This is a genomic window from Apibacter mensalis (assembly GCF_001418685.1).
In the GTDB taxonomy this organism is placed as follows: Bacteria; Bacteroidota; Bacteroidia; order Flavobacteriales; family Weeksellaceae; genus Apibacter; species Apibacter mensalis.
Genome location: NZ_LIVM01000001.1, coordinates 144097 through 159865, shown reverse-complemented (window position 1 = coordinate 159865; position 15769 = coordinate 144097). Strand labels below are relative to the sequence as shown.

Annotated in this window: 14 protein-coding genes and 1 tRNA gene; 14 read left to right on the top strand and 1 reads right to left on the bottom strand. The window is 31.5% G+C overall.

The annotated features are described in order from the left end of the window. Nucleotides 1–28: 28 nt before the first annotated feature. From ASC36_RS00670 to ASC36_RS00660, 3 genes are read left to right on the top strand one after another with little or no spacing between them, the layout of a single operon-like run. Nucleotides 29–1159: a quinone oxidoreductase family protein gene (locus tag ASC36_RS00670; protein WP_055424554.1), complete on the top strand. Its 1131-nt coding sequence runs from the start codon at nucleotides 29–31 to the stop codon at nucleotides 1157–1159. 11 nt (nucleotides 1160–1170) lie between these two features. Further along, nucleotides 1171–2043 carry a CPBP family glutamic-type intramembrane protease gene (locus ASC36_RS00665; RefSeq protein ID WP_055424553.1) on the top strand — a complete coding sequence of 291 codons (873 nt, stop codon included), beginning with the start codon at nucleotides 1171–1173 and terminating at the stop codon, nucleotides 2041–2043. A gap of 16 nt (nucleotides 2044–2059) precedes the next feature. Continuing rightward, nucleotides 2060–2416 (top strand): lantibiotic dehydratase, encoded by a 357-nt coding sequence (locus tag ASC36_RS00660; protein ID WP_141656160.1) that lies wholly within the window; start codon nucleotides 2060–2062, stop codon nucleotides 2414–2416. 1420 nt (nucleotides 2417–3836) lie between these two features. Here the strand turns inward: ASC36_RS00660 and ASC36_RS00650 are convergent. After that, nucleotides 3837–3918 (bottom strand) — tRNA-Leu (locus ASC36_RS00650). Nucleotides 3919–4456: 538 nt separating this feature from the next. On the opposite strand from ASC36_RS00650, the gene nuoE reads away from it, so the two are divergent. The 11 genes from nuoE to ruvB all read left to right on the top strand — a co-directional run bounded on the left by nuoE (nucleotide 4457) and on the right by ruvB (nucleotide 15769). Then, nucleotides 4457–4987 (top strand): NADH-quinone oxidoreductase subunit NuoE, encoded by a 531-nt coding sequence (gene nuoE / locus ASC36_RS00645; RefSeq protein ID WP_055424550.1) that lies wholly within the window; start codon nucleotides 4457–4459, stop codon nucleotides 4985–4987. A gap of 31 nt (nucleotides 4988–5018) precedes the next feature. Then, entirely contained in the window at nucleotides 5019–6350 is a 1332-nt protein-coding gene (gene nuoF / locus ASC36_RS00640; protein ID WP_055424549.1) for an NADH-quinone oxidoreductase subunit NuoF, read from the top strand. A gap of 22 nt (nucleotides 6351–6372) precedes the next feature. Next, a complete protein-coding gene (locus tag ASC36_RS00635; protein ID WP_221400551.1) occupies nucleotides 6373–7167 on the top strand; it encodes a hypothetical protein in 795 nt (264 codons plus the stop codon). Between the two features lie 24 nt (nucleotides 7168–7191). Then, entirely contained in the window at nucleotides 7192–8184 is a 993-nt protein-coding gene (locus ASC36_RS00630) for a 2Fe-2S iron-sulfur cluster-binding protein (RefSeq protein ID WP_055424547.1), read from the top strand. A gap of 11 nt (nucleotides 8185–8195) precedes the next feature. Next, entirely contained in the window at nucleotides 8196–9245 is a 1050-nt protein-coding gene (gene nuoH, locus ASC36_RS00625) for an NADH-quinone oxidoreductase subunit NuoH (RefSeq protein WP_055424546.1), read from the top strand. Nucleotides 9246–9325: 80 nt separating this feature from the next. Then, nucleotides 9326–9823, top strand: coding sequence for a NuoI/complex I 23 kDa subunit family protein (locus ASC36_RS00620; protein ID WP_055424688.1), 498 nt, complete (start codon nucleotides 9326–9328; stop codon nucleotides 9821–9823). Nucleotides 9824–9828: 5 nt separating this feature from the next. Further along, nucleotides 9829–10323 carry an NADH-quinone oxidoreductase subunit J family protein gene (locus tag ASC36_RS00615; RefSeq protein WP_055424545.1) on the top strand — a complete coding sequence of 165 codons (495 nt, stop codon included), beginning with the start codon at nucleotides 9829–9831 and terminating at the stop codon, nucleotides 10321–10323. A gap of 33 nt (nucleotides 10324–10356) precedes the next feature. Next, entirely contained in the window at nucleotides 10357–10680 is a 324-nt protein-coding gene (nuoK, locus tag ASC36_RS00610) for an NADH-quinone oxidoreductase subunit NuoK (RefSeq protein ID WP_055424544.1), read from the top strand. A gap of 3 nt (nucleotides 10681–10683) precedes the next feature. Beyond that, nucleotides 10684–12576, top strand: a complete 1893-nt coding sequence (nuoL, locus tag ASC36_RS00605) for an NADH-quinone oxidoreductase subunit L (RefSeq protein WP_055424543.1) — start codon at nucleotides 10684–10686, stop codon at nucleotides 12574–12576. A gap of 26 nt (nucleotides 12577–12602) precedes the next feature. Then, nucleotides 12603–14075: a complex I subunit 4 family protein gene (locus ASC36_RS00600; RefSeq protein ID WP_055424542.1), complete on the top strand. Its 1473-nt coding sequence runs from the start codon at nucleotides 12603–12605 to the stop codon at nucleotides 14073–14075. Between the two features lie 668 nt (nucleotides 14076–14743). After that, on the top strand, nucleotides 14744–15769 hold the full coding sequence (gene ruvB, locus ASC36_RS00595) for a Holliday junction branch migration DNA helicase RuvB (RefSeq protein ID WP_055424541.1): 1026 nt from the start codon (nucleotides 14744–14746) through the stop codon (nucleotides 15767–15769).

Sequence of the window (15769 nt, the reverse complement as noted above, 5' to 3'; positions counted from 1 at the left end):
CTCAAGCTTTATTTTAAGTATATAACATATGAAGAGCGTATCATTAATTGGAAATAATATAGATGTTTCCGAAGATATCCAGTATATAGGAACTTTCAGATTAGAAGGAGAAAAAATAAACGTTGGATTGGTTGAAGAAGAAAATTTAATTTTAAAAAGCTCAAGTGATCCAGATAATAGGGTCTTAGTTAAAAAAAGAGGATTCTCTTGTAATTATAGGGATAAAACGTTGATTTTGAATTATGATAATCAAATCAAATCATTAGGAGATAAAGGAGAATATACGTTTTCGTATATCGGATCTGAATTCGTGGGTGAAGTTATTGGGATTGGAAAAAATATAACCAATTTAAAAATTGGTGATAGGGTAGTTGCTAATGCATCATATCCTTCCTATTCTGCCGATTATATTGCAGGGTTACCATCTAATCATGCATCAAGGCGAATAGATGATTTTAAAGAAAATAAATTAATTAAAATACCTAATATATTATCAGATGAAATAGCTTCATCTTTTGTTATTGCTGCATTTACAGGATATTCCATGATTAGAAAGGTTGTTAAGGAAAATGCTAAGGTACTTGTTACGGCAGCTAAATCCAATACATCATTAGCTGTTATAAATGCTCTTAGGAATTTTCCGGTTGAAGTATATGCCATGACTTCTTCCAGTAAAAATAATGATATGCTTTATGAACAAGGGGTTAAGCAAGTTTTTGTTATAGATCACAATCTTAATGATTATCTAGAAGATGAAAATATAATTAAGTTTATTCGTGAAAAAGGATTTTTTGATGCTGTTATTGATCCATTATTTGATGTTCATTTAGGGAGAGTTATAAAACTAATGAATTATGATGCCAAATATGTTACATGCGGTCTATACAATCAATTTTCAAATTTTTCAGAAACAAATTTTAAAGAACATGGTACTCTTAATGAAATTATAAAATTAGCGATGATAAAGAATATATCTATAATAGGAAATTGTATTGGTTTGAAAGAAGATTTTGATTTGGCACTTCATCATTTTGAACGAGGAAAATTCAATATATTAATTGATAAGATATTTTCTATTGGACAAGAGGCCGATTTTTTTGACTTCACTTATAACTTTAAAGAACGATTAGGAAAAGTAGTGTATTTATATGAAAATTAAAAACCTATTAAATGAAGAAAATTCTTGCATTTATAAGTATATGTTATCTTATATCAGGTATAATAGGGGTGATTATCTGGAATATTCCGAAGTTACAAAGTCCTGTTAATCCCATTCAGTTACTATTCACATTATTATTAATGATTACTCCTGCTTTAGTAGCATTTATAGTAGAAAAAAGGAAATTTTTGGTAACATCAGAAAAATTTCAATTAAATTTTAAAAATATTAACTGGAAACAAACTATTAAATATCTATTAATAACCAACTTATTACTTCCAGTTTTAGTGATGATTTATGGGTATTTATTAGGGAATGTATTAGAAATTGAACCCTTTGGAAAACTAATTACAAGTTATCGACAACTAAGTCCAGAAATTTTACAAAAAATACCATCTATATTAAAAATTGACTATTTATTATTCATATTAGTTCCTATAATGTTTTCCGCAAGTTTAATGTCTTCAATATCTATAAATGGTTTTATTGCTTTGGGGGAGGAAATTGGTTGGAGAGGCTTTTTAGAGAAAAATTTAAATTTTTCTTTTTTTAAAAAAAATATAATAATCGGGATCATTTGGGGGGTATGGCACACATCCATAATAATATCTGGACATAATTATCTTAACCACCCTTATTGGGGGATTCTTATGATGGTTATATTATGTATTGCTATGTCATTTTACTTTTCATTTGCCTTAAAAAGAACACAAAGTCTTTTTGTCATTGGTGCTTTACACGGAGGAGTTAATGCTGTTGAACAAACTTTAGCTTTTATACAGATTGAATATATTGACTTATTTGGCCCTGTTGGATTATTGATGTTTTTTTCAATATCAACAGTATTTTTAATAGATTATACTTTAAGTAAAAAAAACAAATGAACAATTACATTTTGGAATATTTGCAGGAGTTGGTCTTGGTATATTTTCAAATGATGAGAATCAAATCATACTAAATAAGTTAGAACTCTATAAAAATCATGTTCAGTTGGACATGAACGTACTATTTTCAATTACTCAGGAAATAAATAAACAGCCTCTAAATAGGCAATTTTTCAAATATTATCCTAATACATCCATAAGCGAATATTCTTATAATGAGACGTTAAAATATATTGAATATGTTTACAAGGATGGTATTAGAAACCATTTGTTGACATCAGTAACAAATTCATATTATCTGGAAATAATTTTGAATAATTCTACAAAAGGAAAAAAAATAGATGAATTAGTAAATTTATTAAATCATATCTAAGTTGAAACACTATAATAATTTTAATATTTATCTAATTTTTCTTTAAACATATTATCTTAGAACATAATTATAGATGGGTAGCATGGATTAATTATATTTTGTGTTGCAGAATATTTAGGTAGTTTATAATTATTTATTCTACTTAACATGAATTTAAAATAAGATAATTAGGATTTAATGAGAATATATTTAATGAAATCTAACAAGAAGAATAGATAAAAGAAGGTTTTGTATTAAAAAATAAAATTTGAATCAATTTTTTGTTGTAACAATCACTTTAGATTTTAAGGGAAACAATATATCCATATCCCTTTTAGGTATTATTGATAATTATTTAAAATTAGCTGAATGGAAATTGAAAATTTTATTATTCAATAACCTCGACGTAAAAAATGTAGTAAAATCAATATATAGAGAAGGTCTTTATCTAATTCACTAAAATATAAACAAAATATAGATAGTAGGTATAAGGTTTAAAATTTGGGAAAATAGTACTAGTATATTTAATGAAAAATAATCTGTAAACATTAATTATAGAAATTATTCTATCAATCCTATTCTTACTATGCTTACTCTATTGTAAATATGGATTTTATAAATTAGTTATGTTTTTAGGAATGATAGATTTTTTTATTTGACTTATCAAGAAAGAAATATTAAAAACTTTTGGTTTTATTTATTGCTGTATTCAGCTTTATTAATCTACCCATTCTTTAAAGTAGCGTTAAGCCAAAACTATTTGGAATATAAATAAAGTAGATGTTATTTGGATTTGTTACTTGTTAGCAGTATATTTTTATGAAAACAAAAAGTTTGAACTTGTATCATCGTTTTACGAATGATATTTTATTAAATGATAAATGTATGCCAGAGATTTAAGAAAGTGTCTTAAACAGGTGTGCATATTATTGAGCATCTCTTTGAAATATATTTAATTTCTATTTCACAAAAAACATCAAATAAATTATCTAAATTCAAGAGATTAAGGTCTATATAAAGTTACTACCTTGATTAAAAAATGGAAATTGGATTTCTTTCGAGGGGGGCTTTGCTTATTTTTACTTTTTGTTTGAAATTTTTCAACTTTTTTATTTAGTTTCCTTACTCAAGTTACTATTTTAACTGGTATAGTATTCTATTGTAATTTTGTACAAAACAGTTATACAAAAGGAAAATTTATATTTCTTGAATTCGTCATTAAAAGAAGGTTTAAATATATTTTATTATTGAGGAAATGTGAAAATCAATGTCATGTGATTTTTGGTTAACTAAAATTTAATTATCTTTAAATTATGTGCATTCACTTTGTTCAAAGTCTTTGTTGTAATCTTAGTGTTAATATAATAGTGCAATAGTCTTGCAAATTCTACAAAATAAAAAAGCAACTAGCTACTATTCAGTTAATTGCTTTTTATTTTTGTACGGATGAAGGGAATCGAACCCCCACGCCTCACGGCACTAGATCCTAAGTCTAGCGTGTCTACCAGTTCCACCACATCCGCATACTGTATTCGGATTGCAAATATACATTTATTTTATAAAATGGAAAATAATATTTAAATTATTTTTTAATTCATAAGGTAGATCATTTTGATCACGCTAAAGAATTAAGTTTAATATAAGTTCGCAAAAAACATACATACTTTAAAACCTTTTATAATTAAATAATATAGTATCATACCAGGAATACTTATATATATTTTGAATTACAAAAAGTTATGATGAGTTTTCAATTAGTCTAAAAGTAAATTTTAATATATTAATATTTTGAATAAGCATCTGGTGAAATGGTTGTTTATACTACTCAAAATTACTAGTAATCGATACGTATAAAAATTTAAATGCAAATCATATAAAGTTTTAATTTTAGTACTATATAAGGTGAATCAATGATATTATAGAGCAAGTTTTATCTATAAGGTAGTAATTCTGTGTTATTTATAATGATTCCAGATTGTTAAATATAAATTAAAAACACCGACTTAAACTTTTTAAGTAAAATTCAATATCGTATATTTGCAACCTAACATTAAAATAAAAATGACTAAAAACGGTGTAAGCCCTAATAAAGAGATAGTTTTTAGCACTGAATCCTTACATAAAGTCCATGAAATTATTGCAAGATATCCGGAAGGTAAGCAAAAATCAGCCTTAATTCCAATTTTGCATATGGCACAAAAAGAATTTGGAGGATGGCTAGATGTCCCTGTTATGGATTATGTGGCTTCTTTATTAAATATTTCACCAATAGAAGTGTATGAAGTAGCTACTTTTTATACAATGTTTAATATGCAACCTGTAGGAAAATATGTATTGGAGGTATGTAGAACTGGACCATGCATGTTGAATGGAAGTGATCAAATAATAGAACATATTAAAGAGAAATTGCAGATAAAAGAAGGTGAGACTACTAAAGATGGTATGTTTACTTTAAAACCGGCTGAGTGCTTAGGCGCTTGTGGGTATGCCCCTATGATGCAAATTGGTAAATTTTATCATGAACATTTGACCAAGGAAAAAGTGGACGAAATTATTGACCTTTGCAGGGCAGGAAATATTGCAATAGATTAAACAATAAGTAAGAGGCATATACTATAATATAATGAGTAAAAAATTATTGCTTAAAAATATTGATGTAGAAGGAATAAAAACTTTTGAAGTTTTTAGGAAACATGGGGGATACAGTGCAGCGGAAAAAGCTTTTAAAATGACGCCGGATGAAATTTTGGAAGAAGTTAAAATCAGCGGTCTTAGAGGTCGGGGTGGAGCCGGATTTCCTACCGGATTGAAATGGAGTTTTTTGGCTAAGCCGGAAGGAGTGCCGCGTTATTTAGTGGTTAATGCAGATGAATCAGAGCCGGGTACATTTAAAGATCGATACTTGATGGAATACATACCTCATCAATTAATAGAAGGTATTCTAATATCGTCTTTCTGTTTAGGAGCTAATGTTTCCTATATTTATATACGAGGAGAATATTCTTGGATTCCTGAAATTTTAGAATATGCAATACAAGAAGCTAAAGCCCATGGTTTTTTAGGGAAAAATATAAAAAATACAGGATATGACCTGGAAATTTATGTTCAACGTGGAGCCGGTGCCTATGTATGTGGAGAAGAAACCGCTTTGTTGGAATCCTTAGAAGGGAAACGAGGAAACCCAAGATTGAAACCGCCTTTTCCGGCAGTTAAAGGATTGTATCAATGTCCTACCGTGGTCAATAATGTAGAAACCATTGCAGCAATACCGGCAATTATTTCGATAACCGGTGCGGAATATGCAAAAATGGGAGTAGGAAGATCAACGGGAACAAAGTTAATTTCGGCATGCGGAAATCTTAATAGACCGGGCGTATATGAGATTGATTTTAACTTAAGTATTGAAGAGTTTATTTATAGTGAAGAATATTGCGGAGGAATACCTAAAGGTAAAAAATTGAAAGCCTGTATACCCGGAGGATCATCAGTTCCAATTTTACCGGCAAAATTACTCTTAAAAACAGCAAATGGAGAAACGCGCCTAATGAATTATGAAAGTATGGCTGATGGAGGATTTATTACAGGAACGGCGTTAGGTTCAGGGGGATTTATAGTTTTAGATGAAGACCAGTGTATAGTAAGGCATACTATGACTTTGGCACGTTTTTATAACCATGAAAGTTGTGGACAATGTACACCTTGTCGAGAAGGTACCGGGTGGATGTACAGAATACTAAAAAAAATAGAAGAAGGACGGGGAACATATGACGATATCGATTTGCTATGGAATATACAAAGTAAGATAGACGGTAACACAATATGTCCTTTAGGAGATGCAGCTTCCTGGCCGGTTGCAGCAGCTATTAGACATTTTAGAGATGAATTCCAATGGCATATAAATAATCCGGAATGTTTAACAAAAAATTATGGTATAGCTGAATATGCAACTATTTAACAAAAGTAATTTATTGTTTTTATTGGCAATATTTGCAGTGGGTGCATCAGATGCCCAAGAACAAGAAAAAAACAAAAGAAAAGCTCACAGAAAAGGCGAAGTATATGCCTACTGGGGGTGGAACCGAGCTTATTATGGAAGGTCGTCCGTCCATTTTACAGGAAATGATTATAATTTTACCCTACATGGAGTAAAAGGTGACGATAAGCCGATTGGGTGGAACTTTCATGATTTTTTAGACCCAACCAGAGTAACTATACCGCAAGTAAACTATAGAATCGGTTATTTCTTCAAAGATAATTGGGCAGTTTCTTTAGGTATGGATCATATGAAATACGTAGTTAGACCCGGACAATGGGTTAAATCAACGGGAACAATAAATACTCCCGGATTTGAAAATGCAATTGTAGATGGGGAATACATTTATTTAAATGATGATTTTTTACATTTAGAACACACGGATGGTCTAAATTACCTGAATGCTGAATTAGAATATTACCATAATTTCATAAACTCCGGTTTTTTTAAATTTAATAGTATAGCAGGGGGAGGTTTAGGATTGCTTATTCCAAAAACCAATGCAACTATTATGAACCATGAAAGACATGATAAGTTTCATTTAGCAGGATGGGGATTAGATGCAAAAGTAGGAGCAGAATTACTATTCTGGAATCTTTTTTTCCTGAGAACGGAATTAAAAGAAGGACTGATATCCATGCCGGATATTAGAACAACTTCCAATAGCTCAGATAAAGCTTCTCAAAACATTTTGTATCTCCAATGGAATTATACATTCGGATTCAGTTGGCATTTTTAATGCACTAAGTTATATAAAAATCTAATGAACGAAGAACCCAATAAAATAAAAGTAACAATAGATGGAATTACTGTTGAAGTAAATCCAGGGATTCCAATTGTAGAAGCAGCACGGCAAATAGGAGGAGCCTCTGTTCCGCCCACCATGTGCTATTATAGTAAATTGGAAGGAAGTGGTGGACGTTGCCGCACCTGTTTGGTAGAAGTGACTAAAGGGTCAGAAAAAGATCCTCGACCTATGCCTAAGTTAGTTCCGGCTTGTCGTACTAATGTAATGGATGGTATGGAAGTAAAAGTTCTTACTTCAGAAAGAGTAATACAAGCCGTACAAGGAGTTACGGAATTTTTATTGATCAACCATCCTTTAGACTGCCCAATATGCGATCAGGCAGGAGAATGCAAGCTTCAAGATTTAGCCTATGAGCATGGTTTAGAAAAAACCCGATCTGAATTTCCAAGAAGGACTTTTCAATCCGATGATTTAGGTCCGTACATAAAATTAAACATGAATCGATGTATTCTTTGTGCAAGATGTGTATTAGTGGCTAATCAACTTACCGACCAAAGAAATCAGGGAATACTATTTAGAGGAGATCATGCAGAAATAAGTACGTACTTAAGCAAAGCCATTGAAAATGACTTTTCGGGGAACATGATTGATGTTTGTCCGGTAGGAGCTTTAACAGATAGAACGGCAAGATTTAAAAGTAGAGTTTGGTTTACAGAGCCGGTAAATGCTACTTGTACCTGTGAAAAATGTAGTGGCAGAGCAGTTTTATGGATGAAAGGAGATACCATTATACGGGTAACCGCACGTAAGGATGCATACAATGAAGTGGAAGAATTTATTTGTAATGATTGTAGATTTGAAAGAAAAGATTTAAAATATTGGAATATAGAAGGTCCAGCCCATATCAGCGATCATTCAGTAATTTCGGTAAATCATTACGAATTACCATTACCTAAAAATGATCCGCATTATAAAATAGGAAATTTTAAAGCTAAAACATTAGAATAAAATATAGTAATATGTGGTTTACAATAGTATTGGTGGTTATTTTATTTGTATTATGTTTAGGAGCTGCAGCTTATGAAACATTAATGGAACGAAAAGTAGCAGCCTTTTTACAAGATAGAATAGGACCCAACAGAGCAGGAATATTTGGTTTAATGCAACCTTTATGCGATGGTGGAAAGCTTTTTTTTAAAGAAGATTTTGTTCCTAAAAATGCAGAAAAATGGTTGTTTATTATATCACCGGGGATATTAATGCTTATAGCATTAAGCACAGGAGCAGTAATTCCTTGGGGGAAATCTTTATTCATAGCAGGCGAGTCTCATTTAGTTCAGGTAGCAAATATTGATGTAGGTGTTTTGTATATTATGGGGATAGTATCTATAGGGGTATATGGAATTATGCTAGGAGGTTGGGCATCCAACAATAAATATTCATTGTTAGGAGCAATAAGAGCTTCCTCTCAAATGATTTCATATGAATTGGCTATGGGATTGTCACTTTTATCAATTATTATGATGACCGGAACCCTGGATCTAAGAGCTATGGTTGAACAACAAGCTTCTAATTTATACGGATTTTCATTCTTCAATGGGATGGCTTGGAACGTATTTTACCAACCCTTAGCATTTATATTGTTCGTTACCTGTTCGTTTGCAGAATTAAACAGAGCACCTTTTGACTTAGCAGAATGTGAGTCCGAGCTAATAGGAGGGTACCATACAGAGTATGGTTCGATGAAATTCGGTACGTTCCTATTTGCAGAATATATAAATATGTTTATTAGTTCAGCTTTAATAAGTACCCTGTTTTTTGGAGGCTACAGCTTTCCGTTTATGAATGAATTGGCAAAAAACGGAACATTGGGAGAAAATGCGATAGGAATTATAAGCATAGTTGTATTTTTAATAAAAATAATCTTTTGTATATTCTGTTTTATGTGGGTAAGATGGACATTACCGAGATTTAGATACGATCAGCTGATGCGTTTAGGTTGGAGAGTTATGATCCCCTTGTCCATACTCAATTTATTAATAACTGCAACCGCTGTAGTATTCAGCTAAAAATAAAGAAAAAAGTAAAGAAAGATATTAAATTTATGCAGAGGCTTACCAATAAATCTAAGATAATTTCAAACAAAGAAATGACCTTAAAGGAAAAGATATATATACCTGCAATTTTAGGCGGTTTGAAAATTACTTTCAGTCATTTTTTTAAAAAACCGGTTACCACTTCCTATCCAGAAAAGAAGAGGGAATTCAGTCCCGTTTATAGAGGACGGCATGTACTTAAAAGAGACGATGAAGGTAGAGAACGATGTACAGCATGTGGATTATGTGCATTAGCTTGTCCTGCAGAAGCCATCACCATGGTTGCCGCTGAAAGAAAGCGAGGAGAAGAGGACCTATATAGAGAAGAAAAATATGCGGAAAAATATGAAATCAACATGTTGCGATGCATATTTTGCGGAATGTGCGAAGAAGCATGTCCTAAAGAAGCTATATTTCTTACCGATCGTTTAGTAATGCCGGAACATTTACGAAATGAATTTATATATAGAAAAGATAAGCTTGTAGAAAGCATGGACAGTAGGATAGACGTTTCACAAAGGCAAATAAAAAAATATACGGTAGAAAAATAATAAGTATGGAAGCAATTTTGTTTTATTTAGTATCTACATGTGCAATTGTGAGTGCATTATTTGTTGTATTCAGTAAAAATCCTATGTACAGCATCATTTCATTAATCATAACCTTTTTTTCCATATCAGGTTTATATATAATGTTAAATGCTCAATTTTTAAGTGTAGTCCAAATTATAGTTTACTCTGGAGCCATTATGGTATTATTCCTTTATGTTCTTATGATGTTAAATTTGAAAGAAAAAGACGAACCTTTGAAAGGAAGTGCCTTTCGAATTTTGGCAACCGTATGCGGAGGATTAGTATTCGTTGGCTTTGTCGGAGCATTAAAAGGATATCAACAAATAGATTTTCCTAACAATCCGGATAGTCAAATCGGGTTAACTAAAAACTTAGGTCACTTATTATTTAGTCAGTACGTATTGCCCTTCGAACTAGCTGGGATTCTATTTTTAGGAGCATTAGTTGGTGCAGTTATGATAGGGAAAAGAGATTTATAAAAAAAATATTTATTTTCTTGAAATAAAAAAGAAATGGTTAATAGTTTATTACAAAGTATACCGATAGATTATTTTATATACTTATCCGCATTACTATTTTGTATTGGAGTTACAGGAGTATTAGTAAGAAGAAATGCAATCATAATTTTAGGATGTGTAGAGTTGATGTTAAATTCAGTTAACTTATTGTTAACAGCTTTTTCTACCTACAAAGGAGATGCAGATGGACAAATATTAGTATTTTTTATTATGGTTGTAGCGGCAGCAGAGGTTGCTGTAGGGTTAGCCATCATCACCATGATGTATAGAAATACTCGATCTGTAGACGTTAGCTTATTTAATAGATTAAAGGGATAAGAAATGGAAAATATCATATATTTAATACCAATTTTACCACTTATTGGATTTATTATTTGTGGAACCTTTGGAAATAAAATGTCTAAAACGATTATAGGGACAGTAGCTAATCTAGCTGTTTGGGTACCTTTTTTCCTATCCGTGTATTTATTCAACAACTTTACAGAACCTGTAAAAGCATCTTTCTTTAACTGGTTTGAAGTAGATAATTTAAAAGTAAATTTTTCCTTTCAAATAGATCAATTATCCTTGGTGATGATGATGATTGTAACAGGAATAGGATCCTTAATTCATTTATATTCTATCGGATATATGAATGAAGATGAAGGCTTTTATAAATTCTTTTCCTATTTAAATCTTTTTATATTTTCCATGCTCTTATTAGTAATGGGAAGCAATTTCCTAATATTATTTATAGGATGGGAAGGAGTAGGATTCTGTTCGTATTTACTTATCGGCTTCTGGTACACTAATAAAGAATATGGTTATGCAGCCAGAAAAGCATTTATAATGAATAGGATAGGAGACTTAGGCCTGTTAATAGGAATATTTATTTTGTTTTATTATTTTGGAAGTGTGGAGTATTCTGACATAGCAGCAAAAGCCTATTTATTCCATTTAAATGATCCTATATTAATAACCGCTACCGTATTTCTTTTTGTAGGAGCCATGGGAAAATCTGCTCAAATACCTTTATATACTTGGTTACCGGATGCTATGGCAGGACCTACACCGGTTTCTGCATTAATACATGCCGCTACCATGGTTACTGCAGGTATTTACATGATAATCAGATCCAATGCCATTTACAATTTGGTGCCGATTACTTTAGACTTTATCATGTATATCGGTTTAGCCACTTCTATACTTGCAGCATTCATCGGCTTAAGGCAGAATGATATAAAGAAGGTGTTGGCGTATTCAACCGTTTCACAGCTAGGCCTCATGTTTACCGCCTTAGGAGCAGAAGCCTATACTACCGCTTTATTCCATGTAATCACTCATGCATTCTTTAAAGCATTATTATTCTTAGGAGCAGGAAGTGTGATTCATGCTATGAGTGGAGAACAAGATATGCGTTACATGGGAGGACTAAGAAAAAAAATCCCGGTTACCTATTGGACTTTCTTAATTGGAACTTTGGCTATTTGCGGAATACCGCCATTAGCAGGAATGTTTTCAAAAGATGAAATTTTAGTGACATTATGGACTAAAAATAAAATTATTTGGGGCTTAACTTTATTCTCCGCAGCCTTAACATGTATTTATATGTTCCGTTTACTATTTCTCACCTTTTTCGGAGATTTCAAAGGTACAGAGGAACAAAGAAAACATCTACATGAAAGCCCTGCAATTATGACTATTCCTTTACTAATTTTAGCCTTATTAACCCTAGTAGGAGGTGGATTAAACCTGCCACATTATTTAGGAGAAGGCATATCTCAAAAGTTAGCACACTGGTTACACCCCATTTATGTAGGTTTACCTGTACATCAAGAACCTTCATTTGGAACCGAAATGATGTTATTAGGAATAACTTTAGCTGTTATTGCTGTAGTTGCCACAGTTAGTTACAATAAATATGTTACTAGAAAAGTGCATGCAAATATGATAGAAAATATGAGCGGGTGGGAAAAATTTTCAGCACATGCAGCCTATATCAATGAATTCTATAATGAAGCCATTGTAAATCCGATTTTAAACTTAGGAAAATTTTTGAAAAATACAGTTGATAAATATATAATAAACGGAATTGTAGAAGGAATTGCAAAAACTGTTAAAGGATGTGGAAGCGTTCTTAGATTGATACAAAACGGTAACGTAGAATATTATGTTCTTGCAATGTCCTTGGGTATATTCATTCTATTATTAGTTGCAGAATTATTAAGTCATTAATTAAATACAAAAAGTAAAAAGATATAATGTTAACATTAGCAGTACTACTTTTACCAATCATAGGATCGGGCTTATTATTTACCTTAAGAGGGAATGTTTCAAAATATTTAGCTTTTATAATTGCAATATCCGAATTGGTATTAACCGCTATAATTTGGTATAATTTCAAAGCAGATTCGGGATTTCAATTTGAATTCGGAAAAGAACTGTATTTCTCACCGATTAAGTCTACGTTACATTTCGGAGTTGACGGCTTAACCCTATTGATGCTTTTATTAACCAATATATTAACGCCAATTATAATATATTCATCTTTAAAAGATAAACGTCCTTCCAGCTTTTATGCCCTAATTCTTTTAATGCAATTTGGATTACTAGGAATTTTCACTTCCTTAGATGGTTTGATGTTTTATATATTTTGGGAAGTAACTTTAATTCCGATATGGTTTATATGTGGAATTTTTGGTACAGGTGAAAACAAATTGAAAATAAACTATAAATTTTTTATTTACACTTTTTTTGGGTCTTTATTTATGCTTGTAGCATTAATATATATTTATTTACAAGCTGGTGCATTTGATTTAAATGCATTATATTCAGTTAAAATTTCTTCACAAGCACAAACGTTTATTTTTTGGATGTTTTTTCTGGCCTTTGCAATCAAATTACCTATATTTCCTTTCCACACTTGGCAGGCAGATACCTATACTATGGCACCTACCCAAGGATCCATGTTATTATCCGGTATCATGCTTAAAATGGGTGTGTTTGGAATAATAAGGTATTTATTACCTCTCTCACCTGAGGCAGTAGGAGGGACATCCGGTTCCATAGCTTTGATTTTATCTATAATTGGAATCGTATATGCCTCTTTAATCGCTATCGTTCAAAAAGATATCAAACGGCTTATCGCATTTTCTTCGATGGCACATGTAGGATTGATAGCTGCCGGTATTTTTGCAAGTGCACTAGTTTCCAAGCATTGCGGTGTTGACATAACAGGGATAGAAGGAGCCTCTATTCAAATGTTGGCACATGGAGTTAACGTAGTAGGACTATTTTATGTTGCGGATATATTAATTAAAAAGTTTGGTACCAAAGATTTAAGCAAAATGGGAGGATTAGCAACTAAAGCTCCTTTCTTAGCAGTTTTATTCATGATTATATCCGTTGGTACTATGGCGGTGCCGTTAACCAATGCTTTTATCGGTGAATTTCTTTTATTGAAGAGTATCTTTACTTTAAGTATATGGGGAGCAATTATTGCCGGATTAACCCTAATATTATGTGCGGTTTATGTTACTAAAATGTATGGAATGTCTATGTTTGGCAAAGGAAATAGAGAATTTTTAGAAGGTCAAAAGGATATTTGTTTACAGACTAAATTAGGATTGATCGTAATAACAGTATTAATTATAGTTTGTGGAATCTATCCTCAGCCCTTATTGTCATTATCTTCTCAAACAGCACAACAAGTGATATCTCTTTTAGTTAAATAAATTACATTATCAATTATAACAGATATTATTAGGTCCTAATAGAATAGTATATATCCTATTTTATTCAAAATATTAGAAAAAAAAATTAAACTAAATCCACTTAATGAATTAATAAAAATTTTTTTCATTAAAAAATATACAACCGAAAGACAATATTTGATAAAAAATAGTATATAGTCAGAAATCTTTCTACCCATAAAATATCATACTAAATGAAGTTGGTTAAAATATAAAAAAAGAATCTAAGGAAAATTGTTTCATATCACTGTGATTCCTTAATCGCCCTGCGATTTTACTATTAAAACTTAATCTACGTGGACTTTTTGGAATTACTGGGATCCACTCTCCCAATCCTGATTTAATTAATTTAATGGTTGTTGGATGTTCCATACCTAGTAATGACCATATAATTTTTCCAGTATCATAGTAAGATATTCATAAATAAAATACAAATGTTAATAAATTAGATGTTGAGGAATCCATACACCATCGTTTACGACATTACCAACTTTTAGCTTATACTACATCTAAATCGGTACTTTTAAACTGTGTAAATCATCCATTTTATTTAGCTTAAGAGTGGCAAAAGTGATGTTAAAAAGGACCGAATTGATTATTTTTAATCTTGTTTGCTTTTTAAATTTCTTCAGATGTTTTAAATTTACAGAATGTCAGATTTATTGAATCCGGATAAAAATAAATATTCAAAAGAAGATATTGCTCAGGAAGAGCAGGTACGTCCTAAAAATTTTCATGAATTTGTAGGACAATCTCATATTATGACTAATTTGGAAATTTTTGTTAAGGCTGCCATGCTAAGACGTGAATCTTTAGATCATGTTTTATTACATGGTCCTCCCGGTTTGGGTAAAACTACTTTAGCTAATATTATCGCAAATGAATTAAATGTTGGAATAAAAATTACCTCAGGACCGGTTTTAGATAAACCGGGCGATCTGGCGGGATTGTTAACCGGATTAGAAGAAAATGATGTCCTGTTTATTGATGAAATCCATAGGCTTTCTCCGATAGTTGAAGAATATTTGTATTCAGCAATGGAAGATTATAAAATAGACATTATGATTGAAAGTGGACCCAATGCAAGATCCGTACAAATTAATCTAAACCCTTTTACATTAATTGGAGCAACGACCCGTTCAGGATTATTAACAGCACCTCTTAGAGCGCGCTTCGGAATTAACTTCAGATTTGAATACTACCATACCGAATTATTAAGCACTATTGTGGAAAGAAGTTCACGCATTATGAATATGCCGATAGAACAACAGGCAGCAATAGAAATAGCATCTCGAAGCAGAGGAACTCCGCGAATCGCGAATGCTTTGCTAAGAAGAATTCGAGATTTTGCACAAATTAAAGGTAATGGAAAAATTGATGTTACCATTTCAGAAATCGGTTTGGAAGCATTGAAAGTAGACAAACATGGACTGGATGAAATGGATAATAAAATCTTAAGCACCATTATTGAAAAATTTAAAGGTGGACCTGTAGGATTAACGACCATAGCAACTGCTGTAGGGGAAAATCCGGGAACATTGGAAGAAGTGTATGAACCTTTTTTAATACAAGAAGGCTATCTTATGCGTACACCCAGAGGAAGAGAAGTAACAGAAAAAGCCTATAAGCATTTAGGTAAAATAAAAATGCTGGGTGATCAATCAGAATTATTTTAA